This window comes from Enterobacter sp. BIDMC 30, from assembly GCF_000534355.1.
GTDB lineage: Bacteria > Pseudomonadota > Gammaproteobacteria > Enterobacterales > Enterobacteriaceae > Enterobacter > Enterobacter ludwigii.
This window is the reverse complement of record NZ_KI973169.1, coordinates 3,605,683-3,618,229: the sequence shown is the minus strand read 5'-3', so window position 1 is coordinate 3,618,229 and position 12,547 is coordinate 3,605,683. Positions and strand designations below refer to the sequence as shown.

Annotated in this window: 13 protein-coding genes; 10 read left to right on the top strand and 3 right to left on the bottom strand. The window is 54.8% G+C overall.

Going from position 1 to position 12,547, the window contains the following annotated elements; genetic code table 11:
- Position 1: 1 nt before the first annotated feature.
- Together kdpA and kdpF are read right to left on the bottom strand one after the other, a co-directional pair.
- A complete protein-coding gene (gene kdpA, locus L466_RS05335) occupies positions 2-1,681 on the bottom strand; it encodes a potassium-transporting ATPase subunit KdpA (protein ID WP_032681413.1) in 1,680 nt (559 codons plus the stop codon).
- Positions 1,681-1,770, bottom strand: coding sequence for a K(+)-transporting ATPase subunit F (kdpF, locus tag L466_RS23310; RefSeq protein ID WP_015386886.1), 90 nt, complete (start codon positions 1,768-1,770; stop codon positions 1,681-1,683). Before kdpF ends, kdpA begins: the two co-directional genes overlap by 1 nt.
- Positions 1,771-2,077: 307 nt before the next feature.
- On the opposite strand from kdpF, the gene L466_RS05340 reads away from it, so the two are divergent.
- The 7 genes from L466_RS05340 to nei all read left to right on the top strand — a co-directional run bounded on the left by L466_RS05340 (position 2,078) and on the right by nei (position 7,997).
- Entirely contained in the window at positions 2,078-2,284 is a 207-nt protein-coding gene (locus L466_RS05340) for a YbfA family protein (RefSeq protein WP_014883027.1), read from the top strand.
- Positions 2,285-2,696: 412 nt separating this feature from the next.
- Positions 2,697-4,109, top strand: a complete 1,413-nt coding sequence (phrB, locus tag L466_RS05345) for a deoxyribodipyrimidine photo-lyase (RefSeq protein WP_032681412.1) — start codon at positions 2,697-2,699, stop codon at positions 4,107-4,109.
- A 10-nt stretch (positions 4,110-4,119) separates the two neighbouring features.
- Positions 4,120-4,863, top strand: coding sequence for a type 2 GTP cyclohydrolase I (locus L466_RS05350; RefSeq protein WP_032681411.1), 744 nt, complete (start codon positions 4,120-4,122; stop codon positions 4,861-4,863).
- A 14-nt stretch (positions 4,864-4,877) separates the two neighbouring features.
- Positions 4,878-5,534: a 5-oxoprolinase subunit PxpB gene (pxpB, locus tag L466_RS05355; protein ID WP_014169163.1), complete on the top strand. Its 657-nt coding sequence runs from the start codon at positions 4,878-4,880 to the stop codon at positions 5,532-5,534.
- Positions 5,528-6,460 carry a 5-oxoprolinase subunit PxpC gene (gene pxpC, locus L466_RS05360; RefSeq protein ID WP_032681410.1) on the top strand — a complete coding sequence of 311 codons (933 nt, stop codon included), beginning with the start codon at positions 5,528-5,530 and terminating at the stop codon, positions 6,458-6,460. Before pxpB ends, pxpC begins: the two co-directional genes overlap by 7 nt.
- The gene (pxpA, locus tag L466_RS05365) at positions 6,447-7,184 is read left to right on the top strand and encodes a 5-oxoprolinase subunit PxpA (protein WP_020884969.1); all 738 of its coding nucleotides are present in this window, start codon (positions 6,447-6,449) and stop codon (positions 7,182-7,184) included. The genes pxpC and pxpA overlap by 14 nt, the downstream gene beginning before the upstream one ends.
- Before the next feature lie 21 nt (positions 7,185-7,205).
- Positions 7,206-7,997, top strand: a complete 792-nt coding sequence (nei, locus tag L466_RS05370; RefSeq protein ID WP_032681409.1) for an endonuclease VIII — start codon at positions 7,206-7,208, stop codon at positions 7,995-7,997.
- Between the two features lie 100 nt (positions 7,998-8,097).
- On the opposite strand, the gene L466_RS05375 is transcribed toward nei, so the two are convergent.
- On the bottom strand, positions 8,098-9,381 hold the full coding sequence (locus L466_RS05375; protein ID WP_014169167.1) for a citrate synthase: 1,284 nt from the start codon (positions 9,379-9,381) through the stop codon (positions 8,098-8,100).
- A 641-nt stretch (positions 9,382-10,022) separates the two neighbouring features.
- On the opposite strand from L466_RS05375, the gene sdhC reads away from it, so the two are divergent.
- Genes sdhC through sdhA form a run of 3 tightly spaced genes read left to right on the top strand, consistent with a single transcriptional unit; the run spans position 10,023 to position 12,534 of the window.
- Entirely contained in the window at positions 10,023-10,427 is a 405-nt protein-coding gene (sdhC, locus tag L466_RS05380) for a succinate dehydrogenase cytochrome b556 subunit (protein ID WP_025204654.1), read from the top strand.
- Positions 10,421-10,768: a succinate dehydrogenase membrane anchor subunit gene (gene sdhD / locus L466_RS05385; protein ID WP_010428702.1), complete on the top strand. Its 348-nt coding sequence runs from the start codon at positions 10,421-10,423 to the stop codon at positions 10,766-10,768. Before sdhC ends, sdhD begins: the two co-directional genes overlap by 7 nt.
- Entirely contained in the window at positions 10,768-12,534 is a 1,767-nt protein-coding gene (sdhA, locus tag L466_RS05390) for a succinate dehydrogenase flavoprotein subunit (RefSeq protein ID WP_014883036.1), read from the top strand. Before sdhD ends, sdhA begins: the two co-directional genes overlap by 1 nt.
- Positions 12,535-12,547: the final 13 nt, after the last annotated feature.

The following is a 12,547-nucleotide window of genomic DNA, read 5'->3' as shown; positions in this document are numbered from 1 at the left end:
ATCAGCGTAAAGAGAGGTATTCCGCGACCGGGCCTAACGCGAGGGCGGGGATAAAGGTCAGGGCGCTGACCAGCAGCACGGTACCGGTCAGCAGTCCGATAAACAGCGCGCCGTGGGTCGGCAACGTCCCGCTGGTGGTCGGTTGAATTTTTTTGCTCACCAGCGACCCGGCAATCGCCAGCACCGGCACAATGACCCCGAAACGACCCACGAACATGCAGAACGCCAGCAGACAGTTCCAGAACGGTGAGTTAGCGCTTAAGCCTGCGAAGGCACTACCGTTATTGTTAGAAGCAGAAGAGACGGCATAAAGCACTTCGCTAAAGCCGTGGATGCCAGGGTTGAAGATGCCGCTGCGTCCGGCCTCCGTCATCAGTGCCAGTGCGGTACCAGCCAGCACGAGGGCGGGGGTGACCAGAATCGCCAGCGCGGTTAACTTCATCTCACGGACATCGATTTTTTTGCCCAGATATTCCGGGGTGCGACCAATCATCAGACCCGCAATGAACACCGCCAGCAGAACAAACAGCAGCATGCCGTAAAGACCCGAGCCTACGCCGCCGAATACCACTTCACCGATCTGCATCAGCCACATCGGGATCATGCCGCCCAGTGCCGTGAAGGAGTCGTGCATAGCATTGACCGCCCCGCAGGATGCCGCCGTCGTGACCACGGCATAAAGGCTACTGGCGAGAATGCCAAAGCGGCTCTCTTTCCCTTCCATATTCATGGTGCCGTCAGCGCCCAGCGTCAGGAAATGCGGGTTACCTTGCCATTCGGCCCACATCACCAGCGCAACACAGACGACAAAGATGAGCGACATGGTCCAGAGCAGGGTGCGACCCTGACGACGATCGTTCACCACATCGCCAAAAGCAAAGCACAGCGCTGCGGGGATCAGGAAGATCGCCAGCATTTGCACAGCGTTGGTCAGTGCCGTTGGGTTTTCAAACGGATGCGATGAGTTGGCATTGAAGAAACCGCCACCATTCGTACCGAGCATCTTAATGGCTTCCTGTGAGGCCACAGGCCCCATCGGCAGAAGCTGTTTTGCCCCTTCAAGCGAGGTATAAGGCGCGTAAGGCAGCAGGTTTTGCAGCGTACCTTGCTGAATAAAGAACAGCGCGATGAGCAGAGCAATCGGAAGTAAGACCCACAGAGTAATGCGCGTGAGATCAACCCAGGCATTGCCCAGCGTACCCATATTCTGACGTGCAAACGCACGCGTCAGCGCGAAGACAACCGCGATGCCGCTGGCTGCTGAGAGGAAATTTTGTACGGTTAATCCCACCATCTGGCTGAAGTAGCTCAGCGTGGTTTCGCCGGCGTAGGATTGCCAGTTGGTATTGGTGACAAAGCTGACGGCCGTATTAAGCGCAAGATGCCAGGACAGGCCCGGTAACTGTTGCGGGTTCAGCGGCAGGCTACCCTGCAACATCAGCATGACAAAGAGCGCGACCAGCCCAACGATATTCAGCAGCAGAATAGCGACCAGATACTGACGCCAGTTCATCTCCTGATCGCGTATTCCCAGTACGCGCCAGATCCCTTTTTCGATACTTCCCGTACCCGGTAAGGACACGTTGTTGATCAGCCGCGCGAGCCCCGTTCCCAGCGGTCTGGCAAGCACCAATAAGACCAGTAAAAAGCTGGCTATAAGTAAAAACGCCTGAGCAGCCATCAGAAGGCCTCCGCATTAATCAGGGCGTATACCAGATAACCCAATAACAGGAACACCAGCACGATGCCGGTAATCAGACCTGCACTCACAATCCACCTCCGAGTGACATTTGTATTTGTGTTAACGGTAGGATTTATGGCGCAAAGATTTCGCAAAAATCGGCAGGGTGGGTGTAAAAAAAGTATAAAAATGGAAAAGGCACAATTTAACTATTGGTAAGTAAATCGTTAACTTTTTTGTAACTTACTTACGGCGGAAATGTAAATATTCACTAAATGGATGAAAATAACTGGTCTGATGAGTAGTAAAATTACAAACAAAGCGGTATTATTTTAGCCAGATCACAGATTTCAAATTTTCCGGAGCATGTTTCCGGCCAACTATAGGGGAGAAAATATGGATCTTTATAAAGCGTATCCGGCTCATATCGTTTTCATGCGTCGCACTTTCGCCGTAGTGGCTGGCGTGCTGGCCCTGCCGGTGATGCTCTTCTGGAAAGACCGCGCACGTTTTTATAGCTATTTGCACCGCGTCTGGGCCAAAACCAGCGAGAAGCCGGTGTGGATGGATCAGGCCGAGAAAGCGACCTGCGATTTTTACTGATACGAAGACGACACACAGCAATAAAAAAACCGCCTACAGCAATGTGGCGGTTTTTTTTATCCCTCAGGATCCGCGGTCCGTTGGGCCGTTTTTGGGCTATCGTCAGAGCGTGTGTCCACCGACTTATCACCGGTGGTGAACGGTGGAGCGGTTAGCAGCAGGGACCGCATGATGAAACGCTCTTTTTGCATTGCGTTCATTGTCACCAGCGTACTCGTGGTAAGACGTGATGAACCGACAGTGTCTATTGCTTTTACCATGATGGCGCAAGATACGTAGCGTTAAGGCCGCACCGGGCGGCCTTTTTTATTTCATCGCGTCTACACTTCATGGCAAAGTAGATAAAAGCCAGCCGCATTTTCTCTTTAGTGGCATGGCCTTATGGACATAATGGATAATTGCCAGGAGTTTTATGCCCACCCATCTGGTTTGGTTTCGCGCGGACCTGCGCGTACATGACAATCTCGCCCTTGCGGCTGCCTGCCGCTCCCCGGAAGCCCGCGTGCTGGCGGTGTTTATCGCCACCCCCGGGCAGTGGCAGCAGCATGCTATGGCACCACGCCAGGCGGCTTACCTCAGCTCACATCTGAATGGTTTGCAGTGTTCGCTTGCCGAAAAAGGGATCCCGCTCATTTATAAAGAGGTCAGTGACTTCTCCGCACAATGCCAGGCCGTGCAGGCAATCTGTGAGCAGTACGATGTCACCCACCTTTTTTACAACTATCAGTACGAATTCAATGAACGTCAGCGGGATCGTCAGCTGGAGAAAATCCTGCAGGATGTAGAGTGTCAGGGTTTTGATGACAGCGTCATGCTGCCGCCGGGCAGTGTCATGACCGGCAACCACGAGATGTATAAAGTCTTTACGCCGTTTAAAAATGCCTTCATTAAAAGACTGAAGGAGGCGCTGCCGGAATGCGTGGCTGCACCCACCGTGAGGGGAGAGGCCATAACGGAGATACCCGAGCGGGAGTTTGACTATCCGCAACAGGCGTTTGATGAGACTCTGTTCCCGGCTACCGAAAAAAACGCTATCGCGAAGCTGCGCCAGTTTTGTAAAGCGGGGGCAGGCGATTACGACGCGCATAGGGATTTTCCCGCGACTGAGGGCACCAGCCGTTTATCGGCCTGTCTGGCGCTGGGCGTGCTCTCTCCGCGCCAGTGTCTGCATCGTCTTCTGGCGGAACAACCGCAGGCACTGGACGGGGGCCCCGGCTCCGTCTGGCTTAACGAACTTATCTGGCGCGAATTTTATCGCCATTTGATGACGTATCACCCTGATTTATGTAAGCATCGACCGTTTATACCCTGGACTGATAACGTAAAATGGCAACACAACGAGAGCCACTTACAGGCCTGGCAGAAAGGCGAAACGGGCTTCCCGATTGTTGATGCCGCGATGCGCCAGCTCAATGAAACCGGATGGATGCACAACCGGCTGCGAATGATTACCGCCAGCTTCCTGGTGAAGGATCTGCTTATCGACTGGCGTGTCGGGGAGCGGTATTTTATTTCTCAGCTGATCGATGGCGATCTGGCGGCGAATAACGGCGGCTGGCAGTGGGCGGCGTCCACCGGAACCGACGCCGCGCCCTATTTCCGTATTTTTAATCCTGCCACGCAGGGACAAAAATTTGATGCAGACGGCGAGTTTATCCGCCGCTGGTTGCCCGCGCTGAGCAGTGTCCCTGCAAAAGCGATCCACGACCCGTGGGCATGGGCGGATAAACAGGGCGTGAAGCTCGATTATCCCCGTCCGATTGTTGACCATAAACAGGCGCGTGTCGCCACGCTGGCGGCGTACGAGGCCGCCCGCAAAGCTTAAGAGAGTGATGATGAAAAACAGCGAACTGGAAAGCCTGATTAACGAAAAACTGAACAGCGCCTCCTTCAGCGATTACGGCCCGAACGGCCTCCAGGTTGAAGGACGCGAAACGGTGCAGAAAATTATCACTGGCGTGACGGCAAGCCAGGCGCTGCTGGACGAAGCTGTCCGTCAGGAAGCGGATGCCGTTATTGTCCATCACGGTTATTTTTGGAAAAACGAAGCACCGATCATTCGCGGTATGAAGCGAAACCGCCTGAAAACGCTGCTGGCAAATGATATCAACCTGTACGGTTACCATCTGCCGCTGGATGCGCACCCGGAGCTGGGCAATAACGTACAGCTCGCGCAGCTGTTGGGGATTACCGTAATGGGTGAAATTGAGCCGCTGGTGCCTTGGGGAGATCTGGCCATGCCGGTGCCCGGCCTGGAGCTGGCTTCCTGGATTGAAGCGCGTCTGGGACGCCGTCCGCTCTGGTGCGGTGACACCGGTCCGGATACGGTGAAGCGGGTTGCCTGGTGTACTGGTGGTGGTCAGGGCTTTATTGATAGCGCGGCACGCTTTGGTGTCGACGCCTTCATCACTGGAGAAGTGTCCGAGCAGACCGTCCATTCGGCGCGTGAGCAAGGTCTGCATTTTTATGCGGCAGGTCACCATGCCACCGAGCGTGGCGGAATTCGCGCCCTCAGTGAATGGCTGACCGAAAATACCGATCTGGATGTCACGTTTATTGATATCCCTAACCCGGCCTGATGAGAGGTATCTGAGTGCAGCGAGCGCGTTGTTATCTTCTGGGGGAAACGGCAGTGGTTCTGGAGCTGGAACCGCCAGTGACCCTTGCCACGCAAAAGCGTATCTGGCGGCTAACGCAGCGCCTGGCCGATGTGCCTGAAGTGGTTGAAGCGATTCCGGGTATGAATAACATCACCGTGGTGCTGCGTAATCCGCATACGCTGGCGCTGGATGCTATTGAACGTTTGCAGCGCTGGTGGGAAGAGAGCGAGGCGCTGGAGCCGGATTCCCGGACAATTGAGATCCCGGTGGTGTATGGCGGCGAGCATGGACCCGATCTTGGCGTGGTGGCGGAACACTGCGGATTAACGGAAAAGCAGGTGGTTGAATTGCACGCCTGCGTTGATTACGTGGTCTGGTTCTTAGGTTTCCAGCCGGGCTTCCCCTATCTGGGGGGGCTCTCACCGCAATTGCATACGCCGCGTCGCGCCGAACCCCGCCTGAGCGTGCCGGCGGGCACGGTGGCTATCGGGGGTGAGCAGACCGGCATTTATCCTCTGACGTCACCGGGGGGCTGGCAGCTTATCGGGCATACGTCCAGGCCGTTATTTGAACCAGGGCAGGAGGTTCCCATACTCCTTCGTCCCGGCGATACCCTGCGCTTTATCCCGCAGAAGGAGGGGGTATGTTAACGCTGATTCGCGCCGGGCTTTACACGTCCGTACAGGATGCCGGCCGCTTTGGCATGCGCCAGTCGGGCGTGAGCTACTGTGGTGCGCTGGACAGGCCTGCGCTGGAGATTGCTAACGTGCTGGTGGGCAACCCTGGCAGCACGGCGGCACTCGAAATTACGCTTGGCCAGTGTGTGATTGAATTCGGCGAGGAGACCTGGTTTGCCTTAACCGGGGCCGCCTGTGACGCCGAGCTGGATGGCAAAGCGGTCTGGACAGGCTGGCGGCTGCGAGCGAAAGCCGGGCAGCGTCTGACCCTCAAACGTCCTGTGCACGGCGTGCGAAGCTATCTTGCGGTCGCAGGAGGGATTGATGTGCCAGAGGTGCTGGGTTCATCCAGCACCGATCAGAAAGCCGGCATTGGCGGTCATGAAGGGCGCCTGCTGCGTGACGGCGATCGTCTGGCGGTTAACCCCTCAATGCGCCACTTCTCGACGGCCCAGGGGGTAAAACAGCTGTTATGGACCAACCAAATCCGAGCCTTACCGGGGCCGGAATATCAGGAGTTCGATGAAGTCGCTCAGGAGACGTTCTGGCGTTCGCCGTGGAAGATCAGCCCGCAAAGTAACCGTATGGGATACCGCCTGCAGGGGCAGCCATTGACCCGTACGACAGATCGGGAATTGCTCTCACACGGTTTATTACCTGGTGTCATTCAGGTGCCGGGTAACGGTCAGCCGATCGTACTGATGAACGATGCGCAAACCACGGGGGGATACCCGCGTATTGCCTGCATCATTGAAGCAGATCGCTACCATCTGGCGCAAATTCCTCTCGGACAGCCGATTCATTTTGTGCAATGTTCGCTGGAGGAGGCGCTGAAGGCACGCCAGGATCAGCAGCGTTATCTGGAACAACTGGCATGGAGGCTCGATGGCAAAGATTGATTTAAACGCCGATCTGGGTGAGGGCGGAAGTGCCGATGCTGAACTGATGACGCTGGTCTCTTCGGTCAATATTGCCTGCGGGTTTCACGCGGGTGACGCGCAAACCATGCTGGTCAGCGTGCGTAATGCGATTAAGCACGGCGTGGCGATAGGGGCACATCCCAGTTTTCCTGACAGGGATAATTTTGGCCGCACGGCAATGGATCTCCCTCCTGAGACGGTGTATGCCCAGACGCTCTATCAAACGGGCGCGCTGGAGGCGATTGTGCGTTCCCAGCAGGGCGTGCTGCGCCATGTGAAACCCCACGGCATGCTCTACAATCAGGCGGCCAAAGATCCGGCTCTCGCGGATGCCATTGCCCGCGCGGTGCGGGACTGCAACCCGCAGCTCATCCTGGTGGGGCTGGCGGGGAGCGAGCTTATTCGCGCCGGACAGCGGCTGGGGTTAACCACCCGTCAGGAAGTTTTTGCTGACAGAGGGTACCAGCCGGATGGCAGCCTGGTTCCCCGTTCACTGCCCGGTGCGCTTATTACCGATGAATCACAGGCGCTGGCGCAAACGCTGGCGATGGTATGTGAGGGGTCGGTAAAGGCAATTGATGGTTCAACGGCCAGAGTCCAGGCGGATACGGTGTGTTTACACGGTGATGGTGAGCATGCGCTGCAGTTTGCACGCCGCTTACGGGCGGCCTTTGCGGAGCAGGGTATTCTCGTGAGTGCATGACATAACGATAAGGACAGAAAAATGCCTGAAGGCCCGGAGATCCGCCGTGCTGCGGATAGCCTCGAGGCGGCGATAAAGGGCAAACCGCTGACGGATGTCTGGTTTGCTTTTCCTCAACTGAAACCGTTTGAAGCCCAGCTGGTGGGGCAGACGGTGACGCACATTGAAACGCGCGGCAAAGCGCTGCTCACGCATTTCTCCCATAACCTGACGTTATATAGCCATAATCAGCTGTACGGCGTTTGGCGCGTGGTGAAGGCAAACGAGCAGCCACAAACTACCCGCGTGCTGCGCGTCAGGCTCCAGACGGCAGACAACGCGATTCTGCTCTACAGCGCATCCGATATCGAAATGTTAACGCCAGAGCAGCTGCTCACTCATCCGTTCCTGCAGCGCGTCGGGCCGGATGTGCTGGATATGAGCCTGACCCCGTGCGAGGTGAAAACCCGTCTGGTGTCACCTCGGTTTCGTAACCGACAGTTTTCCGGACTGTTGCTCGATCAGGCGTTTCTGGCTGGATTAGGAAATTACCTGCGGGTGGAAATTCTCTGGAAAGTGGGCCTGGCGGCGCAGCATAAGGCATCGCAACTCAGTGATGAACAGCTGGAGGCGTTATCCCACGCACTGCTGGATATCCCGCGCCTGTCCTACAATACGCGTGGCGTAGTGGATCACAACAAGCACCATGGGGCATTGTTCCGCTTTAAGGTGTTTCATCGTGAAGGGAAGGCGTGTGAGCGGTGCGGCGGGTTAATTGCGAAAACCACGCTGTCGTCGAGACCGTTTTACTGGTGTCCGCACTGCCAGAAGTAAAATGAAAACGGTAACCCAGGGGGTCACCGTTTTTAATGTCTTCACTCTCTCGGAGTAAGAGAGGGATGGGGTGAGGACATCAGGCCACACCCCGTTAACATCAGCGTTTGATGTCAGACTTAAAATCACGCTGCTCGTAGCCAGTATACAGCTGACGAGGACGGGCGATTTTCATGCCTTCGCTGTGCATTTCGTTCCAGTGCGCAATCCAGCCAACGGTACGTGCCATGGCGAAGATCACGGTGAACATGGAAGACGGAATGCCCATCGCTTTCAGAATAATGCCAGAGTAGAAATCGACGTTCGGGTAGAGTTTCTTCTCGATGAAGTACGGGTCGTTCAGCGCGATGTGCTCAAGCTCCATCGCCACTTCCAGCAGGTCGTCTTTTGTACCCAGCTCTTTCAGCACTTCGTGGCATGTTTCACGCATAACGGTAGCGCGTGGGTCGTAGTTTTTGTACACACGGTGACCGAAGCCCATCAGACGGAAGGAGTCATTCTTGTCTTTCGCGCGACGCACGAATTCAGGAATGTGCTCAACGGAGCTGATCTCTTCCAGCATCTTCAGTGCCGCTTCGTTCGCGCCGCCGTGCGCCGGTCCCCACAGGGAGGCGATACCCGCAGCGATACAGGCGAACGGGTTCGCGCCTGAAGAGCCTGCGGTACGGACGGTGGAGGTGGAGGCGTTCTGTTCGTGGTCAGCGTGCAGGATCAGAATACGGTCCATCGCACGTTCCAGTACCGGGTTCACTTCGTATTCTTCACACGGTGTGGAGAACATCATGCGCAGGAAATTACCGGCGTAGGAGAGGTCGTTACGTGGATAAACAAACGGCTGACCGATGGAGTATTTGTAACACATCGCTGCCATTGTCGGCATTTTGGACAGCAGGCGGAACGCCGCGATATCGCGGTGACGTGGATTATTCACGTCCAGCGAGTCGTGGTAGAACGCTGCCAGCGCGCCGGTAATACCGCACATCACCGCCATTGGGTGAGAATCACGACGGAAAGCATGGAACAGACGGGTAATCTGCTCATGAATCATGGTGTGACGGGTGACGGTGGTTTTGAATTCATCGTATTGTGCCTGCGTCGGTTTTTCGCCGTTCAGCAGGATGTAGCACACTTCCAGATAGTTGGATTCGGTGGCTAACTGATCGATGGGGAAGCCGCGATGGAGCAGGATACCTTCGTCACCATCAATGAAGGTGATTTTGGATTCGCAAGATGCGGTAGAGGTAAATCCAGGGTCGAAGGTGAATACACCTTTAGAACCCAGCGTACGGATATCAATAACATCCTGACCGAGCGTGCCTTTTAGCACATCCAGTTCAACAGCAGTGTCACCATTTAGGGTGAGCGTTGCCTTTGTATCAGCCATTTACGGTCTCCTTAGCGCCTTATTGCTTAAGACTGCCAATTACCGGATTTGCATTCTGCTGATTTCTCACCGTTACCAGTTTGTTATTTGGCTTACCGCTCAGCTCACGAGGAGAAACCAGGGTACAGAGCTATGGCGCCTTGCAGGTAAAAACATGAAAAATCAGTGAAACAACAGCAAATCAGTGTCTTCGCAGTCCGAATTATTCAAACCTGTATATCACTAATAACTGTCCTGATAACTTCGGTCAATACCATCACACTGTTACATAACTATTTGTCAGGTGAAAGTGAGACCTCATAACTTTTGCGCATTATATGCCTTTTCTGATGACGTTTGTAACAATATTGTTTAACATTTGTCAAATCAGATGATTAAAAATTAAAAAGATGTTGTTATCGTGACCCTGATCACTGTTCCAGAGAAAACCCGACAAACTGTATGTAGGTTAATTGTAATGATTTTGTGAACGGCCTATACTGCCGCCAGGTCTCCGGAACACCCTGCAATCCCGAGCCACCCAGCGTTGTAACGTGTCGTTTTAGCATTTGGAAGCAATGTTTTGCATGACGCGCAGTTATAGAAAAGGAACGCTGTCTGACCCGCATCGCAGTCCGGAGGAAGGAAACAATAAGAACAGCATGTGGGCGTTATTCATGATAAGAAATGTGAAAAAACAAAGACCTGTCAATCTGGATCTCAAAACGATCCGGTTCCCTGTAACAGCAATAGCGTCCATTCTGCACCGCGTTTCTGGTGTGATTACGTTTGTGGCGGTCGGCATTCTGCTGTGGTTACTGGGTACCAGCCTCTCTTCTCCTGAAGGATTCCTCCAGGCCTCTGCCATCATGAACAGCTTCTTCGTGAAATTTATCATGTGGGGCATTCTGACTGCGCTGGCGTACCACGTTGTTGTGGGCATTCGTCATATGCTGATGGACTTTGGCTACCTGGAAGAGACTTTCGAAGCCGGTAAACGCTCCGCTAATATTTCATTTGTATTGACTGTCGTGCTTTCACTTCTCGCAGGAGTTCTCGTATGGTAAGCAACGCCTCCGCATTAGGACGCAACGGCGTACATGACTTCATTCTGGTCCGTGCTACCGCCATCGTTCTCACCCTTTATATCATCTATATGATTGGTTTCTTCGCGACCAGCGGCACGCTGACGTGGGAAATCTGGAGTGGGTTCTTCGGATCTGCCTTCACCAAAGTGTTCACCCTGCTGGCTCTGTTCTCCATCCTTATTCATGCCTGGATTGGTATGTGGCAGGTGTTGACCGATTACGTTAAACCACTGGCGATTCGCCTTCCTCTGCAGCTGGTCATTGTCGTTGCACTGGTGGTTTACGTTATTTATGGATTCGTTGTGGTGTGGGGTGTGTAATGAAACTGCCAGTCAGAGAATTTGATGCTGTTGTGATTGGTGCTGGTGGCGCAGGTATGCGTGCAGCACTGCAAATTTCCCAGAGCGGCCAGACCTGTGCGCTGCTCTCTAAAGTCTTCCCGACCCGTTCCCACACTGTCTCCGCGCAGGGCGGTATTACCGTTGCGCTGGGCAATTCCCATGAAGATAACTGGGAATGGCACATGTATGACACGGTCAAAGGTTCCGACTACATCGGCGACCAGGATGCTATCGAATATATGTGTAAGACTGGCCCGGAAGCGATTCTGGAGCTGGATCACATGGGGCTGCCGTTCTCCCGTCTGGAAAATGGCACCATTTATCAGCGTCCGTTTGGCGGCCAGTCGAAAAACTTCGGCGGCGAGCAGGCGGCACGTACTGCAGCTGCGGCTGACCGTACCGGTCACGCACTGCTGCACACGCTGTATCAACAGAACCTGAAAAACCACACGACTATTTTCTCCGAGTGGTATGCGCTGGATCTGGTGAAAAACGCCGATGGCGCCGTTGTAGGTTGTACCGCGCTGTGTATTGAAACCGGTGAAGTGGTCTACTTCAAAGCGCGTGCTACCGTGCTGGCGACCGGCGGTGCAGGTCGTATTTATCAATCTACCACCAACGCCCACATCAACACCGGTGACGGCGTAGGTATGGCTATCCGCGCCGGCGTACCGGTGCAGGATATGGAAATGTGGCAGTTCCACCCAACCGGCATCGCCGGTGCCGGCGTGCTGGTAACAGAAGGCTGCCGTGGTGAAGGGGGTTACCTGCTGAACAAACATGGCGAGCGCTTCATGGAGCGTTATGCCCCGAATGCGAAAGACCTGGCGGGTCGTGACGTGGTGGCGCGTTCCATCATGATCGAAATCCGTGAAGGCCGCGGCTGTGACGGCCCATGGGGTCCACACGCGAAGCTGAAACTCGACCATCTGGGTAAAGAGGTTCTGGAATCACGTCTGCCAGGCATTCTGGAGCTGTCTCGTACCTTCGCGCACGTCGATCCAGTGAAAGAGCCTATCCCGGTAATCCCAACCTGTCACTACATGATGGGCGGTATTCCGACCAAAGTGACCGGCCAGGCGCTGACCGTGAACGAGCAGGGTGAAGACGTTGTTATCCCGGGCCTGTTTGCCGTCGGTGAAATTGCCTGCGTATCCGTACACGGTGCAAACCGTCTGGGCGGGAACTCCCTGCTTGACCTGGTGGTATTTGGTCGTGCGGTAGGTCTGCATCTGCAAGAGTCTATTGCCGAGCAGGGTGCGCTGCGTGATGCCACCGACGATGAAATTGATGCGTCGCTTGAGCGTCTGAACCGCTGGAACGGCAACCGTAATGGTGAAGATCCGGTGGAAATCCGCAAAGCGCTGCAGGAATGTATGCAGCACAACTTCTCGGTATTCCGTGAAGGGGATGCGATGGCCAAAGGTCTTGAGCAGCTGAAAGCGATCCGCGAGCGTCTGAAAAATGCCCGTCTGGACGACACGTCCAGCGAGTTCAATACCCAGCGCGTTGAGTGTCTGGAGCTGGATAACCTGATGGAAACGGCGTTCGCTACCGCGATGTCGGCAAACTTCCGTACCGAGAGCCGTGGCGCGCATAGCCGCTTCGACTTCCCGGATCGTGACGATGAAAACTGGCTGTGCCATTCCCTGTATCTGCCAGAGTCGGAATCCATGACGCGTCGTAGCGTCAATATGGAACCGAAACTGCGTCCGGCGTTCCCGCCGAAGATTCGTACTTACTAATGCGGAGACAGGA

Excerpts from the sequence above, each read along its gene's own strand:
- L466_RS05340 (WP_014883027.1), top strand. The coding sequence starts at position 2,078 with ATGGATCTTTATAAAGCGTATCCGGCTCATATCGTTTTCATGCGTCGC.
- kdpA (WP_032681413.1), bottom strand. The coding sequence starts at position 1,681 with ATGGCTGCTCAGGCGTTTTTACTTATAGCCAGCTTTTTACTGGTCTTA.
- pxpA (WP_020884969.1), top strand. The coding sequence starts at position 6,447 with ATGGCAAAGATTGATTTAAACGCCGATCTGGGTGAGGGCGGAAGTGCC.
- nei (WP_032681409.1), top strand. The coding sequence starts at position 7,206 with ATGCCTGAAGGCCCGGAGATCCGCCGTGCTGCGGATAGCCTCGAGGCG.
- pxpC (WP_032681410.1), top strand. The coding sequence starts at position 5,528 with ATGTTAACGCTGATTCGCGCCGGGCTTTACACGTCCGTACAGGATGCC.
- phrB (WP_032681412.1), top strand. The coding sequence starts at position 2,697 with ATGCCCACCCATCTGGTTTGGTTTCGCGCGGACCTGCGCGTACATGAC.
- sdhD (WP_010428702.1), top strand. The coding sequence starts at position 10,421 with ATGGTAAGCAACGCCTCCGCATTAGGACGCAACGGCGTACATGACTTC.
- L466_RS05375 (WP_014169167.1), bottom strand. The coding sequence starts at position 9,381 with ATGGCTGATACAAAGGCAACGCTCACCCTAAATGGTGACACTGCTGTT.
- sdhA (WP_014883036.1), top strand. The coding sequence starts at position 10,768 with ATGAAACTGCCAGTCAGAGAATTTGATGCTGTTGTGATTGGTGCTGGT.
- sdhC (WP_025204654.1), top strand. The coding sequence starts at position 10,023 with ATGTGGGCGTTATTCATGATAAGAAATGTGAAAAAACAAAGACCTGTC.
- L466_RS05350 (WP_032681411.1), top strand. The coding sequence starts at position 4,120 with ATGAAAAACAGCGAACTGGAAAGCCTGATTAACGAAAAACTGAACAGC.